Annotated in this window: 25 protein-coding genes and 2 pseudogenes; 7 read left to right on the top strand and 20 right to left on the bottom strand. The window is 40.7% G+C overall.

What is annotated here, in order from left to right; all coding sequences use genetic code 11:
- Nucleotides 1–197: 197 nt before the first annotated feature.
- The gene (locus tag Q8G36_RS20450; protein ID WP_305161693.1) at nt 198–1,175 is read right to left on the bottom strand and encodes a zinc-dependent alcohol dehydrogenase family protein; all 978 of its coding nucleotides are present in this window, start codon (nt 1,173–1,175) and stop codon (nt 198–200) included.
- Nucleotides 1,176–1,356: 181 nt separating this feature from the next.
- On the opposite strand from Q8G36_RS20450, the gene Q8G36_RS20445 reads away from it, so the two are divergent.
- On the top strand, nt 1,357–1,695 hold the full coding sequence (locus Q8G36_RS20445; RefSeq protein ID WP_305161694.1) for a YmaF family protein: 339 nt from the start codon (nt 1,357–1,359) through the stop codon (nt 1,693–1,695).
- Nucleotides 1,696–1,801: 106 nt separating this feature from the next.
- Here Q8G36_RS20445 and Q8G36_RS20440 read toward each other — a convergent pair whose 3' ends face one another.
- The 9 genes from Q8G36_RS20440 to Q8G36_RS20400 all read right to left on the bottom strand — a co-directional run bounded on the left by Q8G36_RS20440 (nt 1,802) and on the right by Q8G36_RS20400 (nt 12,140).
- Entirely contained in the window at nt 1,802–2,590 is a 789-nt protein-coding gene (locus Q8G36_RS20440; RefSeq protein WP_305161695.1) for an ABC transporter ATP-binding protein, read from the bottom strand.
- A 15-nt stretch (nt 2,591–2,605) separates the two neighbouring features.
- Nucleotides 2,606–3,619 (bottom strand): FecCD family ABC transporter permease, encoded by a 1,014-nt coding sequence (locus Q8G36_RS20435; protein WP_305161696.1) that lies wholly within the window; start codon nt 3,617–3,619, stop codon nt 2,606–2,608.
- A complete protein-coding gene (locus Q8G36_RS20430) occupies nt 3,616–4,620 on the bottom strand; it encodes a FecCD family ABC transporter permease (RefSeq protein WP_305161697.1) in 1,005 nt (334 codons plus the stop codon). The genes Q8G36_RS20435 and Q8G36_RS20430 overlap by 4 nt, the downstream gene beginning before the upstream one ends.
- 84 nt (nt 4,621–4,704) lie before the next feature.
- Nucleotides 4,705–5,673 carry an ABC transporter substrate-binding protein gene (locus tag Q8G36_RS20425; RefSeq protein WP_305161698.1) on the bottom strand — a complete coding sequence of 323 codons (969 nt, stop codon included), beginning with the start codon at nt 5,671–5,673 and terminating at the stop codon, nt 4,705–4,707.
- Nucleotides 5,674–7,262: 1,589 nt separating this feature from the next.
- A complete protein-coding gene (locus tag Q8G36_RS20420) occupies nt 7,263–8,108 on the bottom strand; it encodes an HAD family hydrolase (RefSeq protein ID WP_305161699.1) in 846 nt (281 codons plus the stop codon).
- 119 nt (nt 8,109–8,227) lie between these two features.
- Nucleotides 8,228–9,496, bottom strand: a complete 1,269-nt coding sequence (locus tag Q8G36_RS20415) for a PTS ascorbate transporter subunit IIC (RefSeq protein WP_251430272.1) — start codon at nt 9,494–9,496, stop codon at nt 8,228–8,230.
- Between the two features lie 30 nt (nt 9,497–9,526).
- Nucleotides 9,527–9,793, bottom strand: coding sequence for a PTS sugar transporter subunit IIB (locus Q8G36_RS20410; protein ID WP_048883161.1), 267 nt, complete (start codon nt 9,791–9,793; stop codon nt 9,527–9,529).
- Nucleotides 9,794–9,810: 17 nt separating this feature from the next.
- Entirely contained in the window at nt 9,811–10,077 is a 267-nt protein-coding gene (locus Q8G36_RS20405) for a PTS sugar transporter subunit IIB (RefSeq protein ID WP_305161700.1), read from the bottom strand.
- On the bottom strand, nt 10,074–12,140 hold the full coding sequence (locus tag Q8G36_RS20400) for a BglG family transcription antiterminator (protein ID WP_305161701.1): 2,067 nt from the start codon (nt 12,138–12,140) through the stop codon (nt 10,074–10,076). The genes Q8G36_RS20405 and Q8G36_RS20400 overlap by 4 nt, the downstream gene beginning before the upstream one ends.
- A gap of 178 nt (nt 12,141–12,318) precedes the next feature.
- Between Q8G36_RS20400 and Q8G36_RS20395 the strand changes: the two are divergent.
- Together Q8G36_RS20395 and Q8G36_RS20390 are read left to right on the top strand one after the other, a co-directional pair.
- A pseudogene (locus tag Q8G36_RS20395) lies at nt 12,319–12,673 on the top strand (low temperature requirement protein A); the annotation flags it as partial.
- A 133-nt stretch (nt 12,674–12,806) separates the two neighbouring features.
- Nucleotides 12,807–13,250 carry a MarR family winged helix-turn-helix transcriptional regulator gene (locus Q8G36_RS20390; protein WP_089363027.1) on the top strand — a complete coding sequence of 148 codons (444 nt, stop codon included), beginning with the start codon at nt 12,807–12,809 and terminating at the stop codon, nt 13,248–13,250.
- Nucleotides 13,251–13,297: 47 nt separating this feature from the next.
- Here Q8G36_RS20390 and Q8G36_RS20385 read toward each other — a convergent pair whose 3' ends face one another.
- Nucleotides 13,298–13,699 carry a hypothetical protein gene (locus tag Q8G36_RS20385; protein ID WP_336622978.1) on the bottom strand — a complete coding sequence of 134 codons (402 nt, stop codon included), beginning with the start codon at nt 13,697–13,699 and terminating at the stop codon, nt 13,298–13,300.
- Nucleotides 13,700–13,738: 39 nt separating this feature from the next.
- Between Q8G36_RS20385 and Q8G36_RS20380 the strand changes: the two are divergent.
- Nucleotides 13,739–14,023, top strand: a pseudogene (locus Q8G36_RS20380) (hypothetical protein); the annotation flags it as partial.
- Complete coding sequence (locus Q8G36_RS20375) at nt 14,010–14,660, top strand: O-methyltransferase (protein ID WP_305161703.1); 651 nt, start codon at nt 14,010–14,012, stop codon at nt 14,658–14,660. The pseudogene Q8G36_RS20380 and the gene Q8G36_RS20375, both read left to right, overlap by 14 nt.
- A 636-nt stretch (nt 14,661–15,296) precedes the next feature.
- Here Q8G36_RS20375 and Q8G36_RS20370 read toward each other — a convergent pair.
- The 9 genes from Q8G36_RS20370 to Q8G36_RS20330 all read right to left on the bottom strand — a co-directional run bounded on the left by Q8G36_RS20370 (nt 15,297) and on the right by Q8G36_RS20330 (nt 25,182).
- Nucleotides 15,297–15,452, bottom strand: coding sequence for a DUF1540 domain-containing protein (locus Q8G36_RS20370; RefSeq protein WP_065310844.1), 156 nt, complete (start codon nt 15,450–15,452; stop codon nt 15,297–15,299).
- Between the two features lie 163 nt (nt 15,453–15,615).
- Entirely contained in the window at nt 15,616–17,409 is a 1,794-nt protein-coding gene (cstA, locus tag Q8G36_RS20365; RefSeq protein ID WP_305161704.1) for a carbon starvation protein CstA, read from the bottom strand.
- Nucleotides 17,410–17,550: 141 nt separating this feature from the next.
- Entirely contained in the window at nt 17,551–18,300 is a 750-nt protein-coding gene (locus Q8G36_RS20360; RefSeq protein WP_305161705.1) for a LytR/AlgR family response regulator transcription factor, read from the bottom strand.
- Nucleotides 18,272–20,056, bottom strand: a complete 1,785-nt coding sequence (locus Q8G36_RS20355; protein ID WP_305161706.1) for a sensor histidine kinase — start codon at nt 20,054–20,056, stop codon at nt 18,272–18,274. Before Q8G36_RS20355 ends, Q8G36_RS20360 begins: the two co-directional genes overlap by 29 nt.
- Before the next feature lie 439 nt (nt 20,057–20,495).
- Nucleotides 20,496–21,605: a GerAB/ArcD/ProY family transporter gene (locus tag Q8G36_RS20350; protein WP_305161707.1), complete on the bottom strand. Its 1,110-nt coding sequence runs from the start codon at nt 21,603–21,605 to the stop codon at nt 20,496–20,498.
- 196 nt (nt 21,606–21,801) lie between these two features.
- Nucleotides 21,802–22,137, bottom strand: coding sequence for a hypothetical protein (locus Q8G36_RS20345; protein WP_305161708.1), 336 nt, complete (start codon nt 22,135–22,137; stop codon nt 21,802–21,804).
- A gap of 532 nt (nt 22,138–22,669) precedes the next feature.
- Complete coding sequence (locus Q8G36_RS20340; protein ID WP_305161709.1) at nt 22,670–23,131, bottom strand: carboxymuconolactone decarboxylase family protein; 462 nt, start codon at nt 23,129–23,131, stop codon at nt 22,670–22,672.
- Nucleotides 23,132–23,241: 110 nt separating this feature from the next.
- Nucleotides 23,242–24,108 (bottom strand): RNA polymerase sigma-70 factor, encoded by an 867-nt coding sequence (locus Q8G36_RS20335; protein ID WP_305161710.1) that lies wholly within the window; start codon nt 24,106–24,108, stop codon nt 23,242–23,244.
- A 183-nt stretch (nt 24,109–24,291) separates the two neighbouring features.
- On the bottom strand, nt 24,292–25,182 hold the full coding sequence (locus tag Q8G36_RS20330) for a LysR family transcriptional regulator (RefSeq protein ID WP_305161711.1): 891 nt from the start codon (nt 25,180–25,182) through the stop codon (nt 24,292–24,294).
- 134 nt (nt 25,183–25,316) lie between these two features.
- Between Q8G36_RS20330 and Q8G36_RS20325 the strand changes: the two genes are divergently transcribed.
- Both Q8G36_RS20325 and Q8G36_RS20320 read left to right on the top strand, forming a co-directional pair.
- Nucleotides 25,317–26,282, top strand: a complete 966-nt coding sequence (locus tag Q8G36_RS20325) for a DMT family transporter (RefSeq protein WP_305161712.1) — start codon at nt 25,317–25,319, stop codon at nt 26,280–26,282.
- Nucleotides 26,283–26,315: 33 nt separating this feature from the next.
- Nucleotides 26,316–26,459: a hypothetical protein gene (locus tag Q8G36_RS20320; RefSeq protein WP_305161713.1), complete on the top strand. Its 144-nt coding sequence runs from the start codon at nt 26,316–26,318 to the stop codon at nt 26,457–26,459.
- Nucleotides 26,460–26,633: the final 174 nt, after the last annotated feature.

Below are 26,633 nucleotides of genomic sequence, written 5' to 3'. Positions count from 1 at the left end.
TTCCTCCAAAGTCGTATCAGTATCAACATGTCCTATTCCGCATTCTAAACTAGCACCTTACAGGTAATCAAGTAATTCCATATTATCAGGGGCCATTTCACTTTACCTTAGGAACCTATTGGAAGGGCTCCAAGATGAATGCTGCCTTTAATATATCCTTTCTATCAGCAAACCACCATTGCATTCAGGATGTAAAATCAGTTGTTTAAAAAAATCTTCCCTCTATTGCTCGTGACAATAATGGCTTCTTGCACATCTTGAAGGCTGTAGTAGGATTCCGGCATCATGAACTTCAACCTTTTATCAGCAATGAACCCCATCAAAAGGTTAAACGTTTCATGCCAAGTTTGAACGGAAGCCTGCTGATTCCAATGCCGAAGATGAAACATGTCAACATTCACTTTTGTCCTTTGTGAAATTTTAGCCCAATTAACAGGCTGTCCTGATAAAAGGCCAATCGTTAATAAGATGCCATTAGGCCGGACACAAAAAGCTAGCTCTGAACCATCGAAGCCGCCCACTGAATCAATGGCCGCTTTCGCTCCGCGCCCATTCGTCCATTCCATCACTGTATCATGCAAGGATGATCGGGACGTATCGATCACATATGACGCACCAAGTTTAAGCAGTTCTTCCGTATACTTATTGTTTCTCGTTACAGCAATCAGCTTAAATCCAAGAATCTTGGATAACTGGGTAAAGATACGGCCAATGGAAGATCCGCAAGCATTTACGAGTAATACATCATCCGGTTTCAATGCTAATACTTCTGTACAGATTAGCCATGCGGTAATCGGATTTATATATAATTGCGCTGCTATATAATCCTCGATCGAATCGGGAATGACGATGGCCAGTTCCGCAGATGTTTTAACATATTCCTGCCAGGTCCCTTCACCACGCAAAGGCAGCACACGCTTGCCTATCAGCTCTTTCGAAACCGATGGACCCACCTCTTCCACAATGCCTACCCCTTCATAACCAGGTATGGAAGGCAAGGGAATTCGGTGGGAATATGCCCCGCGAATGGGCAGCAAGTCAGACGGATTAATGGGACGTGTGGTCATGCGAACGAGGACTTCCCCCTCGAAAGGTCTTTGGATAAATTTATTTTCAACTTTTAAAACCTTTTGCGGATTCCCAAACTCATAGAATTTAACACATTTGGCTTCCAAAATGATAAGTCTCCTTTAATATATAAGTCTTTCTATTTTATCATTTAACTGTGGATTTATTTTATGAGATTCTGGTTTTCCACGTTTTAATCCCTCAAAACTTGTCGTTAAGAATCTTCTTATTGTTCAGAGCATATAGTTTAGAAAACTGTTGTTTATTCATGTACAAGGGGTGAAGAGATTGAATAAAGTAGGAAAAAATGATTTTGTATCTGGGTTTGTACCACATCATAACCACGGATCTGTTGATTATACTTCCATAGCGGACGACCATGTCCATCAATGTTTAGATGTAACTTCCCCGCCTATTCCATCACAAGAGGGAGGACATATTCATTATACTGAAGGATATGTGTTATTTGAGGATGGGCATACCCATTATTATAAGGCATATTCGGGACCAGCCATTCCGGTTGGAAATGGAATGCACGTTCATTATTACGACTTTTACACAACGGAAGATGATGGGCATAGCCATAGAATTAAAGGGGTCGATCAGCCTGCTCCAGGGAATAAATAAGAAACATGATAAACAAAAAGAAAACATCAGGGGGATTGAAATCCCCCTGATGTTTTCTTTCCGATAGGCTCTAAATGCATCTCTACCTTTATTAGATATGGTTTTTCTAATCTTGAGATAAACCAATTGGAATGCATAGGGGCGTTTGATCAACAGGATTTTCAATAATACAGCACTCCAGCCTGAAGACGTCCTTGATCATCTCTTTTGTAAAGACCGTTTCAGGCGGCCCCTCCTTATAGATCTTTCCCTTAACGATGCTAATCAAATGATCGGCATACTGTGCCGCTTGATTTAAATCATGCAGAACCATGACAATCGTACGTCCATAAGTTACGTTTAAATCGCGCAGTAATTCCAATATTTCAATTTGGTGGGCTAAGTCTAGATAAGTTGTCGGTTCATCTAATAGTAAAAGGTCGGTTTCTTGTACCAATGCCATCGAAATCCATGCCCTTTGCCTTTGTCCTCCAGATAATGCATCCAATGTCCGATCAGCAAACTCCGTCATTTTTGTTGCTGATAATGCGCGGTCGACAATGGCATGATCTTCTGGGGTTTGTCTGGAAAATAAGCCCTTGTGCGGATGCCTGCCATAATAGCATAGTTCTTTAACGGTTATATCTTCAGGAGCTTCCGGAGCTTGAGGTAAGATAGCCAATTTCTTTGCCACTTCCTTGGAAGATTGGTGATGAATGGCTTTTCCATCTAAATAGATCGTGCCTTGCTGAGGCATTAATAATCTAGCTAGAGACCGCAGAATGGTAGATTTGCCACAACCATTGGAACCAATGATTATACTGATCTTGCCTTCAGGAATTTCTAAATCGATATTATCAATGATTTGAGTTGATCCATAAGAGAGCGAAAGATGCTCTGCTGATAATGTTGTCATGATCGCCAGCCTTCCTTATGTTATTTTTCGTTCACGACGTAATAGATATAAAAAATATGGTACTCCAATCACCGCAGTGATAATTCCGGCGGGTATTTCTATTGGAGGGAATAATCCTCTTCCCAGGCTATCGGCAACGAGTAGAAAGATAGAGCCAAAGAGAGCTGAAGCAGGAAGTAAAACCTTGAATTTTGAGCCTACCACTCTCCGGGCAATATGGGGGGCAATTAAACCAATAAACCCGATAGAACCAACCGCAGCTACGCAGACTCCGATTAAAATGACAGAAACACTTAACAATATATAACGCAGTAATTTTGATCTTTCACCGAGTCCTGTAGCTATATCGTCTCCAAGGCTCAGTACATCCATTTTAGAAGATAATGCAATCAATACCGGTACAAGAACAAGACATGGAAGCAAAATGAATACTTGATCCCATCCTCTTCCCCATAGACTGCCAGTCAACCACAGCAGTGTCGTGTTTACATCATCCGGGAACTTGACCATGAAATACTCTATGCCAGCTTGACATATGGACCCTAAAGCAATTCCGACCAAAGCTATTGTATTTGGTTGAGCTCCTTTTTTATAAACAAATATCATCAAAATTGCCGCCATGACCGCCGCTCCGATAAAAGCTGAAAGAGGCAGTATGATAATGGGCGATTGCGGAAATAAAACAATGACTATAACAGCTGCCAAACCGGCCCCTTTTGTTACCCCAATCACATCTGGAGAAGCCAACGGATTCCGAAGGACTCCTTGCAGAATGGCTCCAGCCGTTGCTAATCCGGCCCCCACTATCACGGCAATTACAATACGTGGTATGCGATAGTTATGCAGAATGAATGCCTGGCTTTGCATGCCATTTCCAAGGAAATTTTGAATGATTTCTAAAGGTGAGATATAAATGGCCCCTAAGCCCAGGCTCACCATTGATAAAATTAGCATGGTTACCGTCAGCATCAGGAGAATGGAATAAGGAGGCAAATTTGATTTCAACCCAAATTTCCGTTTTAGTTTCATTGCTTAATATTCCTCCCTCTCTTCGCTAAATAAAGGAAGAATGGCGCACCGATTATAGCGGTTACGATGCCTACCGGCGACTCAAAAGGATAAGCGATAAACCGAGCGAGAATATCTGCGTAAACTAAGAGTAAAGCGCCGAATAATGCAGAAAAAGGGATGATTCTTCGATAATCCCCGCCCACCATTCTCCTGACGATATGAGGAACGATCAATCCTACAAAGCCCACTGGGCCTGCGACGGCAACCGAAGATCCTGCCAAAATAATCACCAATATTCCTGCTGAAATACGGATTCGATACACCCGTTGCCCAAGTCCCTGCGCCATATTTTCTCCTAAGACAAGGATAGAAACAGATCGAGAGAACAGGGCAGCAACAAATAGCCCGAAAAGAGACCAAGGTAGAATCATGTTTACGTTCGCCCATGTTTTTCCATTAATAGATCCGACTAACCAATAGAGCACATCTTTCGCTTGTTCATTAAAGATGATCATGCCTTGCGTTAAAGAAGATAAAAAAAAGTGAACAGCCATACCAGCCAATGCCAGCTTTACTTGGGTCATTCCTCCTCCCGAAGCAAAAGAATAGACTGCCATCCCTCCCACTGCTGCACCAATGAATGCAACGCAAACCAGAGAGACGGAAGAAAGGTTAGGAAAGAAAACAAAAGCTGACACAATAAAAAATGAGGCACCGGCATTAACACCAAACACTTGTGGAGAAGCTAATGAATTCCGGGTAATAGCCTGCATGAGAGCACCTGCTACCGCTAAATTAGCACCGACCAATGCTCCAACTAAAGCACGGGGCAATCGAAGAGTCCTTATAATAGTCTGTTCCTTGGACGAGTCGACCGCAAAAAAGGACTTCAAAACCATTGATACATCAATATCTGCCGCTCCCACAGTAATACTCGTCAGAACTCCTAAAATTAACAAAACGATTCCAGCGATAGCTGTACAATACACTTTCAGTTTACTTCTAACTACTGTTTCCATGACTATACAACACACTTCCTAACAAATTTTAAACCTAATGGAAAGCGAAGTAAGAATTAGATCTCTTACTTCGCTTTTGTTCCTCTATTCTTCACCAAGCATGTTTAAAGTGTCTTTAGCAATGGCTTCTGCTGATACAACACCACGGTATCTCGTCCATAAATCTCGATCAACACTATACACTTGTCCGTTTTTTACAGCCTTCAAGTCTTTCCAAAGAGGATTGTCTTTCCACTCATCAGTAAGTAACTTACCCTCATTGTTCGCTAGAAGCAGCACATCCGGATCAATCTCGACAAGCTGCTCCAGATTCATCTCGGCATGTGGCAGTTCCTGCTGGATGGCATTTTTCAATCCCATGCGTTCAAGCAATTCTCCATCATAAGAAGAAGAAGTATGAGCCTGGAATGAAGTATCTCGTACAACAGCAGGTAAAACCGTCATATTTGAATCAACAGTAAGTTTTGATTTAAGATCCTTAATCGTTTTTTCATGCTCGCTCAATCTTTTTTCTGCAGCATCTTCCTGATTTACTGCCTTTGCAATCGTTTTAAAAGAATCCAGGTTTTCTTGATAGGTAGATTCCCGACTTTTTAAGACGACGGTAGGAGCAATCTGCTGTAAATCTTTATAAATCCCTTTATGCCGCTCAGCATCTGCAATGATTAAATCCGGCTGTAAAGAACTGATAACCTCTAAATTGGGCTGCTCACGTGTTCCTACAGAAGTATAATCCATTTCTTGACCTACAAGTTTTGTAATCATATCTTTTTTGTTGTCATCTGAAATCCCGATAGGTTTTATCCCTAGGGCATTTAAAGAATCAACGAAAGATAACTCAAGCGTAACTATTTTTTTAGGAGTATTTTTAATTTCCGTTTCTCCCATTTCATGCTTAATCGTCCTTATTTCTTGATTACTTGTTTCGGCAGATGTCTTCTCTGCTTCTGTTGTTTTTTGAGAATCATTACATCCTGATAACATCATCATAATCGTAAATAACAGGATTAATGCTCCTCCCCCAAATGTTCTTACTTTTTTAGATTCCCGCATTTTTTGCACCCTTTCCGTCCTCTATACCTATTTAACTTCTTAACCAACGAATATATTCTTAATTGAAAATGATTATCATTATCCTGTTGTTATGATAAAGTCATAGATTGATACCGTCAATATTAATGAAATTTTGTGAATAAAAATCATTATGGCCATTAAGACAACCTGCATGCATTTTATTGTTTACGTGAAGTTAAATTGGACCCTATGATAGTCTTAGATTATCAAGATTTACCCGTTAACAAAAGAATGACAAGTTTTATTTGGAAGGGAAGCGGAAGAAAGTGCCTATTGAAATATTAACTAATATTGCAGATTGTAGAAAAATTCGATGAAAATCAAGTTTGTCTCAGCTTTTATGTGGGTTTATAAAACCTCAAACGTCGATTTCCACTACAGTTACTCGCTTTCCGCGGGCGGTCCGGGAGCCTCCTCGGCGCCTTGCGCCTGCGGGGTCTCGCACCTTCCGTTCCAATTAACTTTGTTTTAAAATTTTAGGTAATACCCTTTTTGTCTACAACCCCAGGTATTAACTCATAATGGTTTGACGATCAGCGGATTCATTCGTGGGATGCAAAAGGAAGAAAAAGTTTATAGAAACACTGAAATGCTAAAATCAACAGAGTGGTTTCATAACATGTATGAAGAAAATGAAGAGTTCTTTTTAAAAGATGATACAGTTCGTTATATTATCGGGTGGACCAATGTTGAGAAGTCATTTAGAAGTGAAAAAAGAACTGATAGGTTGCGTGTAAAATATTAGATGCCTTAAATGACAGTAGTAGTTTTTTTAAATTGTTATAAGCAGTGGAACTTCCAAATGTAGAAGTTTATATCAATCTATACCAAAGCATTTATTTAAAATAGGATCCAGCTCAAAATAAACAAGAGCAAACCGGTTAAGGTCTGCTCTTTACTATTTCAAAGAATCATTTTCTATTAATCAGCATCTCTTCAAGAGGATATCCTTCATTTGAAGCTTCTTATTTTAATCGTTTTATGGAGGTTTTAATAAGAATGGTAGAAGCAATTGATAGTGCTCCCATGATCAGGTATCCTGTTGATTTTGAAAACATTTCAATCAAGATGCCAATTAGGACGGGTCCTAAAAACATTCCAGCAGAATAAACTTTGGAACAAGCCCATTCTGGTAGATTGTTTAATCTCCGGTATATTTTCAACAGCCCAGGAAGTGACGACCGTAAAGATTAACCCGTAACCGAAACCTTGAAATGCCTGCAATTCAAAAAAACGTTCGGAGTCATTTCAGAAATCCGCTCCCTTTCCGCCGACTGTCTGCCAAGCGTCTGTGGGGTCTCGGCTAGCCAGTTATTCGGCAGGAGTGTCGCAAATTTCTTCAATCTATTGAGGGTTTCATAAAACCAGAAAAAACATTAATAATCATCTAGTCTTGCTTTAATATCATGGTCCGGAATGATACCATTCCGAACCCCTTTTGTAGACAAACTCGATAATAATTAAGTTGTCAAAACTTACAGGTTGTTTTCCACTTCAGGCACTCACTTTCCAATCAACGTTCAAATTTTACAAACAAGGTTGGATCTTCTTTTGCCTTCCAGGTTATTTTAGTGAAACATCCCCTTCAAAAAGCGATACAGTCCATCTTCTCTATATGAATACTCCGTCACTTCATCGGCTTGTTCTTTGACCAGGTCAGTGGCGTTTTTCATGGCAACGCAATGTCCGGCGAGTTTAAATAGCGGGAGGTCATTTTCGCCATCGCCTACTGCCAAGATATTTTCCGGTGCTAGCTGGAAATGCTTCAACAGCAGTTGAACGCCTGTTGCTTTTGAAATGCCTTCCACGGTCACTTCTACATTATGATGGGTGGAGGAAGCTGTGGTGAAGGCATTGTACTGCTTGATTTTCCCCAACTCCGCTTTCCATTTTCGAATCGTATTCATTTCATTGCTGAAAAAGTAGATTTTGGCGACGCTGCTTATATCCAGTTGTTCTGACCATCTTATTTTGTCTTCCACTGCATCCTGTCTTGATAGCCATTCATTTTCATCGACTGTCTCAGGCTTTGGCACCAAACCTTGTTTAACCATATAGTTTTTATCTTTAAGTAATGCCATCCGTGTTCCATCGTTCGGATGAACTTCGTAAAAAATCTCTTCCGCTCCTGCTTTGGCGACCAATTCTTCCACAAGTTCCGTCGACAGGGCGTGCTCGACAATCTGTTCCTTTCCGATGAATACGGACATTCCATTGGCGGTCACCATTCCGTCGGCTTCCATGCCCGAAGGCAAAACGTCCCTCACTTCTTCCAGCGTTCTTCCGGTAGCAATGAAAATCAGTTTACCGCTTTCCCTAAGTTCGCCTATGTATTGTTCCAGCGTCTCATTCACAGTATTTCTTTCGTTCAACGTCGTGCCATCCAAATCGAGCACAATTGCCTTGTTGGTCATGCAAATCACCTCAAAAATCCGAATGATGATGAAAATGCCAACAGCCCATTATCTTATAAGATCTTAGGCTGTTGGTTTCATTCACTTATTTTTTTCATGTACCTTATCAGTATAACAGTTTAGGATAATCCTAAAAGTTTCATGACGCTTAGGATGAAGAGACCTACCACACCGAAGTCCGAATCACCAAATGTGGTACCTTCAAACCCTACATCCCCCAAGAAGACCAGGAGTATCGCCGGCAGGAAACTAATGATGAGTCCGTTGGCAAAGGATCCAAGCATCGCTCCGCGTCTGCCTCCTGTGGCATTTCCAAATACACCTGCTGCAGCTCCGGTGAAGAAATGCGGTACGAGCCCCGGAACGATTACTTTCAATCCAAGTACCGGAAGGAGGAACATGGATAATAGTCCAGCCAAGAAACTGAATAGGAACCCGATGATCACTGCATTTGGAGCGAATGGAAAGATGGTCGGACAGTCCAATGCAGGTTTTGTATTCGGCGCCACCTTATCGGCAATCCCTTTGAATGCAGGGACAATTTCAGCAATTAACATCCGTACCCCTGCAAGGATGATGTAGACTCCTGCAGCAAATGTTATCGCCTGGATGAAAGAGAAGACGATGAAGTTCGAACCGCCGGATAATTCCGTTTCAATATAGTTCTGTCCCGCAAACAATGCGACAATCACAAAGAACATCGTCATCGTAAGCGATACAGCGACTGATGTGTCCCTCAGGAATCCTAAAGATTTAGGAACCTTGATTTGCTCTGTCGTTTTTTCCTTATTTCCAAACCATTTTCCAACAGTCGCGGATACAAAATATCCGATTGTCCCGAAATGGCCGATGGCAAAATCATCGCTTCCGGTAATCTTCCGTACGTATGGCTGAAGGAGGGCTGGGAACATCACCATGCATACTCCTAATAGAATGGAACCGACCAAGATAAGCGGAAATCCGTTGAGCCCGCCGACCGATAGGGTGACTGCAAGTAAACAAGCCATGAATAAGGTATGGTGTCCCGTTAAGAATATATATTTAAATGGCGTGAAACGGGCTAGCAAAACATTGACAACCATACCAAAAACCATGATAAGTGCAGTCGAAGTCCCAAAATCACTTTGGGCGGCTGCGACAATGGCTTCGTTATTAGGTATGACGCCTTGTACATTGAATGCATGATCGAACATTTTACTGAATATATCAAGGGCGCCAATGAGCACTGCGGCTCCCGCTCCAATGATAATGAAGCCCATGACGGTTTTTAGCGTTCCAGATACAACATCCGCACTGGATTTCCGCTGTAACAGCAGTCCAATGAGCGCAAACAGCCCCACAAGTATGGAAGGTGTACCCAAGATGTCATTCATGATAAGTTCCAGCATTGCCTCTCCCCCTCTTCTTTATGTTTTTTCTTATAGATGTGAAGCTAATTTCGATGTGATTTCAGGGATGCTCATCATGTTCTCCAGTGTGACGATCGTCCGCGTTCCATCATCCAGCTGACCGACTATATCCGCAGCTCCCAGGAAAATATCCGCCTGAACCGTTTTTGCGGATGCAAGATCCGTATGATCCACCTCGGCCGTCTTACCCATTTCCGTCAATGCTTTCTTCACATTCATCTCCATGATGAAGCTGCTTCCCAATCCGTTCCCGCATACTACCATGATTTTCTTCATATCAATCTCTCCTTTTTTTATCCTACATGCATTTCCAATTTAGATTTGATTTCAGGGATGCTCATCATGTTCTCCAGTGTGACGATCGTCCGCGTTCCATCATCCAGCTGACCGACAATATCCGCCGCTCCCAGGAAAATATCCGCCTGAACCGTTTTTGCGGATGTAAGATCCGTATGATCCACCTCGGCCGTCTTACCCATTTCCGTCAATGCTTTCTTCATATTCATCTCCATGATGAAGCTGCTTCCCAATCCGTTTCCGCATACTACCATGATTTTCATTCCGCTTCCTCCTTTGAATATTTATGAACGTACGCCATAAGGACCGATTTATCTGAAGTGCTTAAGATTTCTTCTATATTGGCTGGTTCATTCAATAATTGAGTGAGCTGGATCAATGCCCGCAGATGCGAATCGTTATCTACGGCCGCCAAAATGATAATTAGGCGAACCGGTTTATCCGGCGCAAAGTCCACGGCTTCATCCAATTTCAGCAAACTCATGGATAAGGACCTGACCCCCTGCTCCGGACGGGCATGGGGAATCGCCACTCCAGGCGTTATCACTACATATGGTCCATTCGTTTCTATGGCCTCGATCATCGCATCCACATATCGTTCCTCTACGGTTCCTAAGTCCACGAGAGGCTTGGCCGCGACTTGAATGCCTTCTTTCCAATCGGAAACATGCGGCTGTATTTGAATCGTTTGCATATTGAGCAGTTCTTCTAACACAGGCTTCTCTGCCTCCTTTAAAGAAAATTGGGTTATTTTTGGTGTATGGGCATACACATTCGACTTTAAAGCCTTTTCAAGCTGATCCTGTTCATGGATGGTTGCATACTTGGAAATGATCTTTAATAAAGCTGCAACATCCACGCTTTCCGTCGTATATCCATACAATTCCTGCATGACCTGCTGGCGCAATGTATGTTTGTCCCGCATTTCCAAAATGGGCGGTACAACGAATAATGCCGCTTTTGTTCTCATATGCACCGTTGAAAAAACAAGATCGTACGACAGTGGGTATTCAGCCGCATTTCTAACGGACAGAACATCCAGGAACAAAATATCCGGAAATAATTCCCTCAATGTATAGATGAGGATATTGCTGATTCCAATACCATTCGGGCATACGACAATCGCCCGTTTTCGATCATCCAATGTGGTCCCTTGCCTGCGCAGCCATCCGCCAAAATAGATCGTGAAGTACGCGACTTCCTCTTCTGATACTGGACAGCCAATCTCTTTCTCCAGCACCCACAGGGATTTTTTTGTCAAATGATGCAGTTCAGGATAGACCTTCTGCACCCGTCCCGTCATCGGGTTCATTTGCGGGAGACCATACCGCAGGCGATGATATGCCGGTTTAAAATGAACGTACAATTGTTGGCATAGCTGTTCTTTGTCTTTCAGCTGAACAAATGCCATCCTCTCGAACTCTTCCACGATTTCCTGCAAAAGGTGTTGAATGACTTCATCATCCTTAAGGGGAGAAATGTCCTTCGTTCGATTCATGCTCAGTAAATGTAAGGTTGCGTATAAGTTTTCCGTTTCGCTCCATAATGATTGAAAGGCATTCGTTCTGGTCATTTCCTCAACCATTTTGTATTCTTCCGTCGCTACAAACGGAGCCCAGCTCTGGTCGGCCTGTAACTCTTCCCCTTTTCCTATGAGCTGATCTGTACATAGAAATAAATAGCTTAGTTCATGAAGCCGTTCATCCGTAAAGGTAATGCCTAATTTACGTTCGATCCTTTCAAGCTGTAACCGGATCGAGCTGATTTGCTTTTCATGATTTCCCCATATGCACTCCATGATCCATTCACTATTGGAACTGTTCAGTACATCATGCACGAGATGTTCAATGATATATCTCTTTACTCGGCTTTCCCCAATCACCACATAGCCATCTTGTTTGGAATACTGGATCTTGAGCGATATGTCCCTGTTTTTCTCTTTAAGCCTTTTTAAATCCTTCAACACCGTATTTCGTGAAAGCCCGGTGATCGTCTGGAAATGATAGACGGACAATTCCTCTGGGCTTAACAGGATCATGAGGTAAAAAACTTTTTCCCTATCTGTCTCTGAAAATATATAATTGCGTTTTGTCAGTTTTACATTCAATTCTTCATCCCTGATCGTTTCAGAAAAGGAGTAGCCCATTTCACGATTATATTGAATCGGTTGATATCCATGAAATTGGAGCCAGTCATTCGCTTTGCTCAGACCATATTGGATTTGCCTTCTTGTCAGACCTGTTTGGGCTTCAAGTTCTTTCATTTTTGAAATGGGCGAATGCTGTAATAGTTTTAGTAAATTGGCGCTTCTTTCATCTAAAAACATTCTCAATCCCTCTCCCTGCTTCTACGATATCTCACTTCTTATTAAAAATGTAGCGTTTCTAAGTCCGAATGTTGTCATAGATACTGCACAATAATATACTCTTTAAACATTTGTGCACAATACCGCATGCAATCAATTTTCAATACAGACTATATTTGAAGAGGATATTATGTACTTCATACATAAGTCTGTACAATCTTCCGGCCAAATCATCATTTACGGTCATCTGTTTATTTTAATGTCTATAAGCATGATCGCAGCGGCCATCAGATTATTGTTTTTACATGAGGTCCATTATTCATTTATCCTCTATTTTGTTTTTGGTTCCGTATTGCTCTATTTCATTTCAGCCACTTTTGTTTTCCACCAATACAGACATATGCACCAGCGGCTGCAAATATATCATTTAGGGTTATTCTTAGGGATTTTAGCAGTCTTTTTTATTTTTAATTTGTTTGTCGTGGTACCGAATATTGTGATAATAGGAATTAACACTGTTTTTTATCATCTTTGCTAAACTGACGACCACATAATAGAGGAATCAAAGAAACCAGTATCAAACGATAATACTGGTTTCTTTGTATCGAAGATGGAAGTTTTTGCATTTGACACTAAATTAGTTTATTCATAAACTGATTGTGACAAAGAAAGAATAAGGTGACATTCATGAAAGAAAACACAACGAATCCCTCCACATCTAATAATGAGGAACGACTAGGTTTAATGTTATGGTTCCGAATAACACGTATATATAACCAGAGTATCCGGGAATCCAATCAACATTTAAAGAAATGGAATCTATCGGCAGCCCAATTCGATATCTTGGTTCAAGTGGGTTCCCATGAACGATTGTCTCAACAAGAACTGGCAAACAAGCTTTTTGTGACAAAAGGCAATATCACTCAACTATTAAGGAAAATGGAAGAATTGGGATTGATTAAACGGGAACAGGAATGGAAAACAAAATACCTTTCATTGACTGAGGAAGGAAAAGAGTTTTTTCATGAAGTTGTTCCTAAACAAGAGCATTTTCAGGCATCACAGTTTGCCAACTTGAATGAGACGGAAAAACAACAGCTTTTGGACTTACTTAGTAAAGTTCAAAAATAATAAAAACAGATCACCCGTTTGAATGGTGATCTGTTTTTTTATCTTTGTTACTTCGGTTTTTTCATGAACAATGAAAGCACCACATTCACGATGGCGAAAATCAAACTCATTTTAAATACAAGTGATGAACCTGAGGCAGCAGCTGCCGGTAAATCATTTGCCACATCAGTCAAGTAGCCATTTTGCTTCGCAGAGAATAACGAAACCATGACCGCTATCCCAATTGCCCCTGATACTTGTTGAGATGTTTGCGTAATCGCTATGCCATCCGGATAGAATTGTTTTGGCAATGCATTCAATGTATTCGTTTGTACGGAAGCAAGTACCATGCCTATACCAAGCATCATCACGATATGCGTAACAACCATGATCCATAGTGCTGTGTCTATTCCATACATTGCATATAGCCCGTAGCCAATGACAACCAGAACCGTTCCTGGTGTAATCACGGCACGAGGTCCATATTTATCGAATAGCCGCCCGATTATGGTTCACACCATCGTGGCCCAAAAACGTTTCGCCGCGGAAGGGCAATTGCTTTTTTTGAAATGATGAATCTTAAACGTTCCACCATTAAGGAACAGGTAGATAAACCAGAGTTTCAATCCATTAACCAAATCTTAGTCGGTGAGTTAAAAGCGATTGATATGTTAATCAACGAATTCATTCAATTGTTTGAAATACAAGAAAGTGAAGCATCCGATAAGAAAAGTGAGGAAAAGGAAACTTCCAATAATGGTGAGAAAGGAATGGAAATGAATGAAACAAATTAACAGTTATATCGATTCAATGTTTTATACCAAAGATGCCCTTTTGGAAGACGTCATTACGTCCATACAAGAAAACGGAATGCCGTCCATATCGGTATCTCCCTCATCTGGAAAACTTCTTACCATGCTTCTATCCATTTCAGGGGCTAAAAATGTTTTGGAAATAGGCGCTCTTGGGGGCTATAGCGGAATTTGCCTTGCCAGGGGATTCGGCGGCGATGGAAAATTAACCTCCCTTGAATTAAAGGAGGAGTACGCAAAGTTAGCTTATGGCAATCTATCTAAAGCTGGTTTTGGCAATCAAGTATCATATATGACCGGAGCAGCTCTGCAAAGCCTTGAAAAACTCGTTCTTGATAACAAGAAATTTGATTTTTTCTTTATAGATGCTGACAAGGACAATTATGAAAATTACCTGCAATATTGCATTAGACTGGCAGAATCGGGTGCTTTAATCGTCATGGATAACGTACTTGCGGGAGGCAGTGTCGCAGATCAGGATGCTAAATCTAAACATTATACTGCATTTATGAAGGCATTCAATGAAACTGTAGCCAATCATCCTCAAGTGGAATCCCTGCTTATTCCAATCGGTGATGGGCTGACCATTTCAAAAGTTAAAGCTCAAACTCACGAGTAAAACAGCTTAATTCACGAGTAATGTGCCCAAACTCACGAGTAAAACAGCTTAATTCACGAGTAAACTGCCCAAACTCACGAGTAAGTGCGAACTTTCAAGGATATCGCTCAAATTCACGTATATATCAATCAAATCTCTAATATATCGATTAAACTTACGTATTTATCGTCCAAACTCTCGATATATCGCTCGATCTCACGTATATTTCGCTCAAACTCTCGAATTTATCGCTCAAACTAAGTTTATCGCTCATTCTCTCGAGTGAAGTGCAAATTCACGAGTAAAGTGTTCAAATCACGAGTAAATAGCGCAAACTCACGAGTAAAGTGCGAACTCTCGATATATCGCTCAAATTCACGTATATATCAACCAAATCTCTAATATATCGATTAAACTTACGTATATATCGCACTAACTCTCGAATTTATCGTCCAAACTCTCGATATATCGCTCAATCTCACGTATTTTTCGTCCAAACTCTCGAATTTATCGATCAAATTTACGTATATATCGCTCAAATATCCTTTTCATGAAGAAAAATAAAATGAATTTCTATAATGTTGAATGAAAATGATTTTTATTATCAATAATAATAGGAAAGAAGGGTAACCAGTTTGATGGTTACCCCCCGATGTTTTAAATTTCTGGATCAAATGTTTTGCAATCCGTTTCTTTGCTATTTGATGCTTGATTCCCTTTATGACTTACAACATAAATAGCATCTGCACTGCATTTGTTTCCAGAATCCCAATATTTACAATTATTCACTTCACATAGAACATCTTTTGCCATCTTATCACACCTCCTCATTTGCTATCATTAACAAAGTTGGAGTTATTGATACTTTCCTTTTTCAGGTTTTGGTGCCTATTTTTAAGGAAAACGGAATTGAGGGCATTTTCTAACATTCGCAACGAACAAAAATCCGGGCAGCTTCCGCCCGGATTCGTTTTTATCATGCTGATCTTTTCAGTAGTTCTGCTTGAGGGATTTTCCAAAGCTCCCGCCATTTTTTCAAGGCCGCTACCAGAATGATCAAGCCAAGGATTAACATGGTGATCGATAATATTCCGTTCAAGATGCTGAATCCTGCAGAGTCCGGGTTCAGGTATACGTTTTTCACCATCCAGTACCCAGCTACATTAACCGTTACATATAAGTAGGCAAGGGGTACAAGGCATGTCCAGATATACCAGCGTTTGTCTGCGATTTTCAATACGACGGTCGCACCGATGATAAGTCCAATCGAAGCCATGAGCTGGTTGGATACGCCAAAGAGTGCCCAGATCGAACCAATGTCCCCAGAATAAAGCAGATATCCCCAGATAAAGCAGGCTAACGCGCTGGCGAAGATGTTACCCGGCAACCAGTCGACTCGTTTTAATGGTTTATAGAACTCCCCGAAGAAGTCCTGGATTAAGTAACGGGCAACACGTGTCCCTGAATCGATTGCGGTTAATATGAACACCGCCTCGAACATGATGACGAATTGGAAGAAAAACGAAGCCAGTTTGTCAAAGAAGGGTATTTCGGTAAAAATATAGGTCATGCCGACAGCAAGTGTAACTGCCCCGCCTGTCCGTCCTTCGAGATTAATGCCGATTTCTTCACTGAGTTCGTTAAGGTGCACGGTTTCCATACCTAATGTTTGAAATACTTCAGGTGTGGAGTTAATCGCAAAATAATCTCCTGGCTGCAGCGAAACCGCAGCAATCAATGCCATGATGGCAACGACACATTCCACAAGCATCGCTCCGAAACCAACGGATTTGATATCACTCCAACGGTTTAACATTTTTGGAGTTGTGCCTGATCCGACAAATGCATGGAATCCTGAAATCGCCCCACAGGCGATGGTGATTGAAATGAATGGCCAAACAGGACCGGCTACAATTGGGCCACCGCCATTAATGAATTCGGTAACCGCAGGAAACTGGATTTCTGGATTCACCACGAAAACGCCGATAATCAATGCGGCAAATACACCGATTTTCATAAATGTACTCAAGTAATCACGAGGTGCCAGCAGCAGCCAAACAGGCAATGCGGCAGCGAAGAAAGCATAGATCGGCAAAATGATGGCAAGTGTGCCCGCCTCAAGTGTCAAGAATTCACCAAGTGCCGTTCCTTGAATGTTCGGACCAAGTAATATTCCGGCCATGATGAGCGCGAACCCGACGATGGTCGCTCCTTTCAGATTGCCGGTTTTTTTATGGTAAATCCCTACACCCATGGCGATGGGAATGGTGATTCCGACAGCAAACGTTCCCCATGGATTATTTTCCAAAGCATGCAGAACGACCATTGAAAGTCCTGCCATCGTGATCGTAATGATAAAAAGCATCGCAAGTCCTGTACAGAAGCCTGCTACAGGTCCAAGTTCTTCTTTCGCAACTTCCGAAAGGGATTTGCCGTCTTTACGCATCGACGCGAAAAGCACAACGGCATCATGGACGGCTCCCCCGATTACAGCCCCGATCAATAGCCATAATAAACTTGGCAAATAGCCGAATTGTGCAGCAAGGATCGGACCCACCAAAGGACCAGCCGCTGCAATGGCTGCAAAATGGTGGCCGAATGCCACCCATTTATTTGTTGGAACATAATCTTTTCCATCTTCTAATTTATGGGCCGGAGTCGGCTTGGAATCATCGAGTTTTAATACTTTGAGTGCTATGAATGTCCCGTATAAACGGTAGGCAATCATTAATATACAAATGGAGCCTATGACAATTGTAACCGCATTCATATTTGAACCCCCTCTATTACTTACATCGTAAAAGTATGATATCACAATGAAAGCGAATTCAATGGGTTTTCAAGTTATAATGCAGATATCGAGGGATGGACTGCATTATGAACAAGCTAAAATGCAGAATTATGAAAATTTTTAAAAACCGATAAGCTGCTTTAGCTCCTTCACATACGTGCGGCTTACCGGAATGTTTGATCCGTCACTCATAATGAGATTATAAGTCGAGTTGAACCAAGGCTGTATTTCAGATATATGGATGACATTCACGATAAAACCGCGATGCACCCGTAAAAATGAGCGCTTATCGAGCTTCTTTTCAAGCACGATGAGAGGGTCACCGATTTTATATTCATTTTCTTCGGTTTTAATGATCGTCTTTCCATCCATGTGACCAATGAATAAAATATTGTCCCGGTCGATCAAAACGATCCGATCATCTATCACTACAGGCAATTTACCTGTCTGTTCCACCGCCGTTCGGCTGGCGGGAGGTGCTGCTGACCTGGATTCGTCTTCCCCGATTTGACGCTGCTTCATGAGCTTTTCCAATGTTTGACGAATCCTTTTTTCATTAAATGGCTTTAATAGATAATCAAATGCATATAATTCGAAGGCTTGGAGGGCAAATTCATCATAAGCGGTTGCAAAAATGAGCGAAGGTGCCGGGTCAAGTTCAGCCAATTGCTTAGCCAAATGTAAACCATTGCCCTCTGCAAGCTCAATGTCCAAAAAGACAAGTTCAGGTTTAAGGCGGGAGATATCCTTCATGGCATCTTCTATCCCCTCGGCCTCCCCCACGACTTCAACTTGCCTGCTTCTCTTCAAAAGATATTTCAACTCATCTCTTGCCAGTGGTTCATCCTCTACGATAAATGCTTTCATCATCGTTGACATATGCTCCTTTTTCGTTGAGTGGTATTGATATTTTCACTTGTGTTCCGTGCCCCGTTTCACTTTCTATCGAGAGGCTGGCCTGACCTTTATAGATCCCTTCCAGCCGTTCACTGATATTATGAAGGGCCGTTCCTGTACCTTTAATCGATTCTACAGCATGCTTACCCAATTCATCTATTCTCCCGCTTGAGATCCCTTTTCCGTCATCTTCCACAACAATGCGCATCGTATCTTCTTTAAAATATGCGTGAATGATGATTTTACCTTTGCTTTTTACATGTGGAAATGCATGGTGTACCGCATTCTCAACAAGTGGCTGCAACGTGAATGGAGGGATGAGAACTTCCTTAAGCCTTGGCTCAATACGATAGTCGATATGATATTTATCTGGAAAACGCGCCTGCTCCAGTGATAAATAAGCGTTGACATGCTCTAATTCCTTTTCGAGCGGCACCAGTATTTGCCGGGCCCCTTGTAAATTAGAGCGAAAGAAGGCACTGAGCTCCTGCAATAAATTTCTTGCCTTCTCGACATCCGTCCGGCATAGAACGGATATCGTATTGATTGCATTGAATAAAAAATGAGGATGGACCTGTGCCTGTAAGGCCTTAATTTCAGCATCTTTTAATAATTTCGTTTGCATTTCCGCTTTTGCGAGTTCCAATTGAGTGGAAAATAGTTTCGCCAATCCTTCAGCTAACTCTTGTTCCACTTGGCTTAATTTATCCGGGTGCTTGAAATACATCTTCAAAGTCCCCACCGTTTTTTGTTGGACCTGCAACGGCAGGACTACGGCCGCTTGCAATGGGCATTGATCATGAAAACAATAAATGTCCTTTTTTGTTTTGGCCACGATGATTTTGCCTTGTTCAAGGGCCTTTTTCGTTAAGCCTGTCGCTATTCCCACCTTAGGGACATGGTGATCTGACGCAGCACCAACATGGGCAAGAACGCTATGATCATTGGTAATGGCCACGGCGTCGGCTTCAGTCAGCCCCAAGATGATTTGGGCTATTCTCTTGCATGAAGTTTGATTCAGACCTTGCCGGAAAAAAGGCAAGGTTTGATCCGCAATCAGGAACGCAAGATTCGTTTGTACGGCCCGCGTCCTTGCTTCGTCCCTCGTTATCGACTGAATGATGAGCATGAATAGTAATGTCCCGAACCCGTTGATGATGATCATGGGAAGTCCGATTACTTGTACGAGCTCCCACGCCCTTTCTAATGGTTTGGCCGTCACCAGGATGATGGCCATTTGGATCGCTTCCAATGCCATGCAAATGGGGAGGGCAAACCAAGGGGTGATCGTCCCATGCTTTCGGCGCCTTTTCCCCAAAATCCCCGATAAGACCCCAGCCAAAATCGCGGCGATTGCACAAGCCCCCGCCGTAAAACCTCCGAGAAAATAACGGTGAAGCCCCGCAATCAACCCTACTCCCAACCCAACAAATGGTCCTCCGAGCAGACCGCCGATAGCCACGCCCATGATCCGTGTATTGGCAATCGCATTATCGGGAGCGATCTCAGTCTGCCAATCACCCTCCGGCATGGCATGATTCCCGATTTCGATTCCTGTATAGTTACTTATGATGCCGAATGTTCCAAAAAGTGCGATAAACATGATTTTCTTTGACATTTCATGTTCATGGCCTATCATTTGCCGAAAGGGTTTCATATAAGATAGCAGGAATGCAGCAATTACGATGATGCCCACTTTTTCAAACAGCGACGGTAATAAATCAACCAAAGCATTTACCCCATTTCTGGCTTTTTCAATCATCTTACACCAGTCATGAAATCCTTGTCGAATTTTGTTTTTACGATTAACACCGATAATCCAAGAACATGGAAATAAACAGGGGGACCTCCCTTTAATCTTGTCTTTATATTAATATATCGGGAGAAAAATCCAGAAGCTGCAGAACCATTAGATAGGCTCAGGGGACAATAGAATGCTGTGGTTGGTTTCAATCTCGGTATGATCCATTCTAAAAAAAGCCTATAAATACCAAGGCTTTTTCAATAGGAGGAATTATTTTATCTGAGTCGATTATCGAGGAATCTGACATGGTGTCACCATCCTCAGGCAGACACTTAACAAGTTTTTCGTCATAGAAGTTCCTGACAGATGAAAGCCTGCCACCCCTGCATTTTTTGGATCAAAGGCAGTAATTGCATTATTTTTTTTATCCTTTGGTCGCCTTTAAAATGGAACGCTTTTTTTTCAATATTCCTATCACTAACAATAACACCGGGAGAAGAAAACAAATGGTTAAGGAAAATGGCGTCCACGTTTTTGCAGTAAAGTTTTGACTATGTACTGTATTTGGATGTGTAATGATGGAGAAGGCAAAAATTAAAAATGCTAATGGGAAGTGAAGAATTTTGTGATTTTTTAATCCTAGTACTTGAGCTAACCCCAGAGACAGTCCATAATAACAAATCGTTAGCTTGAAATACACGGATAGAATCCAAATGAAGGCTACAATGACTTCAATACGTTCCAAAAAACCACCAACACTCAACCTCTTTCCTAATCTATAAGAAGGGTAGTTTTGTAGTGCGGTAATATCAGTACCCAATACGAGGATACTGAAAATAATCACTAAGAATAGAACCATGCCTCCTAATAATGTTCCCCGATAAAAGTTTTTTTTCATTTCATCCTTTTCATTTACATATGGCATGATCATTAAAAAGAAAACAAGCTGTACATACGGGAGCGCTAAAGTTTGATATGAGCCCTTAATAATTGGTTTCATGCCTTCAAAAATAGGTTGTATATGTTCTAATTTGATATCAGGGATAAGAAGTAAAAATAACATGAAAAGCATAAATACTATCCAAGGAAAAAAGATTAATGCAGTTCGGCTGATGACTTCCAATCCTAACCGCACACCGATTATGGATGTCAATAAAAAAAGAACCATAATCATTTCGATAGGTGTTCCAACCAAAATTTGTGTCGTTGAAAAACTCCCTATTTCATACAATAAAGCAGACAAAAGGTACAAAATATAAAAAAGAAAGAGCAGTGCTGAAATTTTCCCAACCCATTTCCCCAATATTTTTTCATTAACTTCGACATAAGTCTTAGATGGATAAATAGAGGCTAATTTATTATATAAGAAAACAAAACACAAACTGATGAGAGTAGTTATCATATAGGAAATCCAGGCATCCTGCTTTGCTATCTTGACAAGAAAAGCAGGTACATTAAGTATCGAACCTCCTATCATAAATATGATGACCAATATAAGAAATTCTCCAGAGCTAATTTTGCCTATCTCGAGCATAATCGTAAATACCCCCTAAGACAGAATCCGTTCCATGAAAGATGCGAAGGGATTATAAATTTTTGTTATCCAGTCTAAGGGATTAGGAATGGTAACATTTTTAATTAATAAAATACTCAACGTCATACCAACTAAAAGCAATAGAATAAAAACGGAGACTTCCCTCCAGCATTTATTTTTAATAAGTTGAGGTATTTCAAAAAATGAAATAATTGCTCCAGTAAACACTGTTCCAATGATTGCCCACATTGATCTTTACTCCTTGACTTCTTTTTGAAAGGATTCTGTTATGGTGCCTAAACTGCAAATCTTCCTTTACGGTTACATTCACTTCCAAATCTTCGAATTGATATCCACCTTCTGTTTTATCAATTCCCAAGGCAGTAACGATGGCAAGTTCATTCAACTCAATGCTGCTCCAACAGCCGGCTGGACATATAGGAGCGAACATGAATGTTACGTTTATGTTTTCACCTTGGATGCAAATATATCCATTTAAATTAAATAAATTGTTTTTGGGCCATGCCCCCATTTATATATGTCACCATATTATTACTAAATGGATAAATAGAAAGGACATGTTTTGAAAAAAGATTAATCAAAACATGCCCTTTTTATATTTAATAGACTGGCCCTAAAGCTTCTGTCCCACTAGCTTTATTCTGCTCTAACTAATCACCTTTGCGGGATTCGTCACAAATAAGTTTATTATCGGAAAGTCCACATCTGTATCTCCGAGGACCCGTTTCACACTGTAAAATAGTTTATTGTGAAACGAGGAGAGTATACAGGTTATTTCATTTTAGGAACAAGTATGAGGTATGAATATGGAATTGAAAAATCAAATCATTTATATCAGTAAAAAAGTATTGAATAGTATTAAGAATTTCAAATTTAATTTTGAAACTACTAGTTTTACTTTCGATAAAGAGCTAAATGTTTTATGAAAATAAATTGTATGACATTCTTAATCAAATAAAATTAAAAACCGTTTTTTATAGTACCTTTAGGTCCGAATAAAAAGCAAACCCCTCGTGACCATACAAGGGGTTTTAAAAACAAAATTATTTTTCCATTACAGGCTTATAGTGCCCCGGTATGCTTTTGGCTGAAATGGCCAATCGGTTCCAGCCGTTGATCGTGATGATTATGGTAACGAGATCGATATATTGTTTTTCATCAAAATGAAGGCGGACCCGCTCATATAGATCATCAGGTACACCGTTTGCAGAAATGGCCGTTACCGCTTCTGTCAATTCCAGCGCCGCCCTTTCCGACTCAAGATAGAATGGTGATTCACGCCAAGCACTCAAACAGTAAATTCTTTGTTCCGTTTCACCCATTGCCCGGGCATCCTTTGTATGCATATCCAAGCAGTACGCACAGCCATTGATTTGAGACGCGCGAATTTTAATCAATTCGATTAATTTGCTATCGATTCCCGTTGTTTTCTTATACTCCTCCAATCCAAGCATTAATTTGACCACTTCCCGATTTGTCTTCATGTAGTTAATGCGTTGTTCCATGTCTATCTCCTCCATTAAATCTTTTTAGGTTTCACTTATAAGACAAAATAGAGGCTTGATTTGTGACATACAATAAAGAGAGCCCGTAATCGAGCCCTCAGTCTACCCTATTAAGGAACAGGAATATGATTTAATTTATCGGGATTGGAAACAATGAAGATTTTGCGGATATTTTTTTGTTTTGAATCTAATTCAAAGCAGATGACTTTGATAGGCTGCCCGTCTTTCATTTGCAAAATTCCTTCCTGACCATTGACCATCACCGGAAGAAGTTCTCCTATGAAACCTCCTTTAGCAGAAACTCCTTTAAGAAAGGAGGATACACGCTGTTTTTTTACAATTGGATTTAATGCAGAAAGCACTTTTCCTCCGCCGTCAGTAACAAGGACAACATCTTCTGTAAGGATATCCAAAAACTCCTCAAAGTTTCCTGTCGTAGATGCTTTTATGAATTTTTTTGCCAGAAGATCGACTTGTTTTGTATCCTCCGGATGGGCTGGCATATCATTCTGTAATTTCCGCTTAGCCCGGCTGTAGATTTTTCTGCAGTTCACTTCATTCTTTTCCAGCATCCCGGCGATATCTTCATAGCTATAAGCGAATGCTTCTCTAAGCACGAACACCGCTCTTTCAACAGGTGAAAGCTGTTCCAGCAAAACGAGGAAGGCATATGCAACCGTTTCATCCGTTACAACCTTATCTAAAGGCTGCTCTGTTTCGTTTACCCGAGGTTCAGGCAGCCAAGGTCCTGTGTAAACCTCTCTTCTCTTACGGGCTGATTTTAAAAAATTCAGACAGCGATTTGTCGTCATTTTCGCAAGATATGCTTTCATATCCTTAATTTGTTCGGTATCAAGCTTAAGCTGCAGGAATAAATCATGAACGATATCTTCTGCGTCGGTAACCGATCCAAGCATCCGGTATGCGATGGAAAACAGAAAAGGTTGATAGGTCTTATATAATGTATCCAACTCCACTTGCTTCACCTATTTTCTATCAAATTCGTTTTTCGAGAACGTATGACCTTTTCCATAACTATTCTCTAAACCAATCATTTATCCTTCTTCACCTGGTTTAAAGCAGTCAATCTAAAATTGATATAGTTTAATTCAAACAACAAAAAAAAGAGCAGACGAAGAGCCGCTCCCCCTTCCTTCATATTAGCTCAGCAGTGTTCCAGGATTTTGCTTAAATCGGTTTTCATGATGAGCTTCAATCGTTTGTAAGAAGCTTTGCATGGAGTTTGTCATATAAGCATCTTTACGGTGAATGAAGACAGTCGAGATATTGCCGTATTCTTCCGGAATTGCATGCACGTGCACTTTTTCATTGACTGTAAGGTGATTTACCGCTGATTGTGGTACGAGGGTAATGCCAAGGCCGAGTGTTACGCTGGTTAAGATCGTTTCCAATACGTTGAACTCCATGATCCTTTTGGGCATCACTTCTTCTTCTTTCAGCCATTGTTCCAGTTTAGAGCGATATCCACAACCCTGACTGAATACTAAAAATGGTTCCGTTATAATTTCTTCAAGGTCAAATGTTTCATTTCTAGTAACTAATACAAGTTTTTCTGTACACACATCGTATGGCTGAATGAGCGGATGTTTAATCGGTCCTGTAACAAAAGCGCCATCCAGCCTATGTTCGATGACATCTTTAATTAGGTCTTCTGTTAAACCCGCCTTTATGGATAAATCGACATTTGGATACTGTTTATGATAAGAGGCTAGAATCTTGGGAAGATCGCTGACCGTTTCAACTGTACCGATGTTCAATATCCCTGTAGGTGTTTCACTATCCAGGAATACTTGCTTGAGTTCTTCCACATCAAGCAAAATTTTGTTTACATACTCCAGCATTTTTCGGGCCTCTGCAGTCAATGACATGCCACGTTTATGTCTATTGAATAAAGGCGTCCGTAACTCCTGCTCTAAATGCTTAATCCTCGCCGTTACATTGGATTGGACGTAATTCAACTCAACAGCCGCCTTACTTACGCTTCCATATTTAGCGACGCACTGGAATATTTGCAAATCCCGCATTTCCATAAAAGTGACCCCCTTTCTAAACTATCATTAATAATGATGATTATATTCATTTTAAGTCATTTTACATGATAATGACTTTATCATAAGGTGTTTATAGGAATTTAATCAATCATTATTTTTGAGGGGAAGCTTTTATGAAAAAAAATCAAGTTTTAATCGGTGCACTTTTATGTTTGACAGCCAGCATTTCTTGGGGAGCGATGTTTCCAGTTGCAGAAAGGGCCCTGATGTATATTGATCCTTTTTATTTCTCTTTTTTGCGATATTTAGCTGTTAGCGTAATTTTAGGGATATTGCTTTTAATTAAAGAGGGTAAGAACTCTTTTAGCCTGGAAGGGAAAGGAAAGAAATTATTGTTTTTTGGGACGATGGCGTTCACTGTATACAACTTTCTCATTTTCGCAGGTCAAGACTTACTGGGACATAACGGGGTAATTGTTGCTTCCATCATGGAATCATTAATGCCCATGATTTCAATTTTAATAATGTGGGTTTTCAAAAATGCCAGACCCATGAAGTATACCATCGCCAGCATGTTTCTTGCCTTGATAGGAGCCATTCTTGTCATTACCAATGGCAACTTATCATTCGTATTTTTATTGAAAGATAGCATCCTCCCTATCCTTTTCATTCTTATCGGTGTCATAGGGTGGGTTATTTATACGATGGGCGGCAACCAATTTAATGGATGGTCAACACTCCGCTATTCGACTTTAACGTGCATTTTAGGAACAGCAGTATCAGCAATCATAACATTCCTCGCAACTGCAATGGGCCTGTCTGTCCCTACAGCAGAGGTTATGCAATCCATTTATGGCGAAATGATTTTCATGATTATTTTTCCCGGTGCCATTGCCCTTTTAAGCTGGAATTTAGGCATTAAACTTTTAACGCCGATCAATGGGATCCTATTTATCAATTTAGTTCCAATAACCACGTTGGTCATTGTTTTTATCCAAGGAGGATCACTATCATCATTCGAATTACTAGGAACTTTTTTAGTGATATATGCATTGATCCAAAACAATTATGATCAAAGAAAAAACTTGCCTTCCCGAGTCGAGAAATTGAATCCAAGGAAAGTGGAAAGAATCATTTAATTAAAGGTACTAAACATCAATAGGAGGGCAACAATGGATTTATTAACGCTTATGCTAATCTTTGGATTAGCCGTACTATGGGAATTGGCAACGATTAATAAGAATGTGAAAAAAATGAATGAACAAAATGCAGAATTAATTAATCTGTATCATGATAGAAGTAAAAGAACTCAGTAAAATAGACTTTTGGCAATACAACGCAAAAAAGCCTCTTATTTAGAGAGGCTTCAGACTGTAGACAAACTCGATGAAAATCGAGTTTGTCTATTTTTATGGCTTGTACAATTTGGACGTTGATTTCCACTCCAGGCACTCGCTTTCCGCGGGCGGTCGGGGAGCCTCCTCGGCTTT

The sequence above is a fragment of the Peribacillus frigoritolerans genome (assembly GCF_030676415.1).
GTDB classification, from domain to species: Bacteria; Bacillota; Bacilli; order Bacillales; family DSM-1321; genus Peribacillus; species Peribacillus frigoritolerans_A.
Note: the sequence above shows the minus strand (reverse complement) of the source record. Positions and strands in the feature narration are given on the sequence as shown.

Coding starts and splice junctions, on each gene's coding strand:
- Q8G36_RS20410 (WP_048883161.1), bottom strand. CDS start 9,793: ATGAAGAAAATCATGGTAGTATGCGGGAACGGATTGGGAAGCAGCTTC.
- Q8G36_RS20375 (WP_305161703.1), top strand. CDS start 14,010: ATGAAACAAATTAACAGTTATATCGATTCAATGTTTTATACCAAAGAT.
- Q8G36_RS20350 (WP_305161707.1), bottom strand. CDS start 21,605: ATGCTCGAGATAGGCAAAATTAGCTCTGGAGAATTTCTTATATTGGTC.
- Q8G36_RS20440 (WP_305161695.1), bottom strand. CDS start 2,590: ATGACAACATTATCAGCAGAGCATCTTTCGCTCTCTTATGGATCAACT.
- Q8G36_RS20340 (WP_305161709.1), bottom strand. CDS start 23,131: ATGGAACAACGCATTAACTACATGAAGACAAATCGGGAAGTGGTCAAA.
- Q8G36_RS20420 (WP_305161699.1), bottom strand. CDS start 8,108: ATGACCAACAAGGCAATTGTGCTCGATTTGGATGGCACGACGTTGAAC.
- Q8G36_RS20390 (WP_089363027.1), top strand. CDS start 12,807: ATGAAAGAAAACACAACGAATCCCTCCACATCTAATAATGAGGAACGA.
- Q8G36_RS20435 (WP_305161696.1), bottom strand. CDS start 3,619: ATGAAACTAAAACGGAAATTTGGGTTGAAATCAAATTTGCCTCCTTAT.
- Q8G36_RS20345 (WP_305161708.1), bottom strand. CDS start 22,137: ATGGGGGCATGGCCCAAAAACAATTTATTTAATTTAAATGGATATATT.
- Q8G36_RS20400 (WP_305161701.1), bottom strand. CDS start 12,140: ATGTTTTTAGATGAAAGAAGCGCCAATTTACTAAAACTATTACAGCAT.
- Q8G36_RS20325 (WP_305161712.1), top strand. CDS start 25,317: ATGAAAAAAAATCAAGTTTTAATCGGTGCACTTTTATGTTTGACAGCC.
- Q8G36_RS20370 (WP_065310844.1), bottom strand. CDS start 15,452: ATGGCAAAAGATGTTCTATGTGAAGTGAATAATTGTAAATATTGGGAT.
- Q8G36_RS20430 (WP_305161697.1), bottom strand. CDS start 4,620: ATGGAAACAGTAGTTAGAAGTAAACTGAAAGTGTATTGTACAGCTATC.
- Q8G36_RS20360 (WP_305161705.1), bottom strand. CDS start 18,300: ATGATGAAAGCATTTATCGTAGAGGATGAACCACTGGCAAGAGATGAG.
- Q8G36_RS20330 (WP_305161711.1), bottom strand. CDS start 25,182: ATGGAAATGCGGGATTTGCAAATATTCCAGTGCGTCGCTAAATATGGA.
- Q8G36_RS20425 (WP_305161698.1), bottom strand. CDS start 5,673: ATGCGGGAATCTAAAAAAGTAAGAACATTTGGGGGAGGAGCATTAATC.
- Q8G36_RS20415 (WP_251430272.1), bottom strand. CDS start 9,496: ATGCTGGAACTTATCATGAATGACATCTTGGGTACACCTTCCATACTT.
- cstA (WP_305161704.1), bottom strand. CDS start 17,409: ATGAATGCGGTTACAATTGTCATAGGCTCCATTTGTATATTAATGATT.
- Q8G36_RS20405 (WP_305161700.1), bottom strand. CDS start 10,077: ATGAAAATCATGGTAGTATGCGGAAACGGATTGGGAAGCAGCTTCATC.
- Q8G36_RS20320 (WP_305161713.1), top strand. CDS start 26,316: ATGGATTTATTAACGCTTATGCTAATCTTTGGATTAGCCGTACTATGG.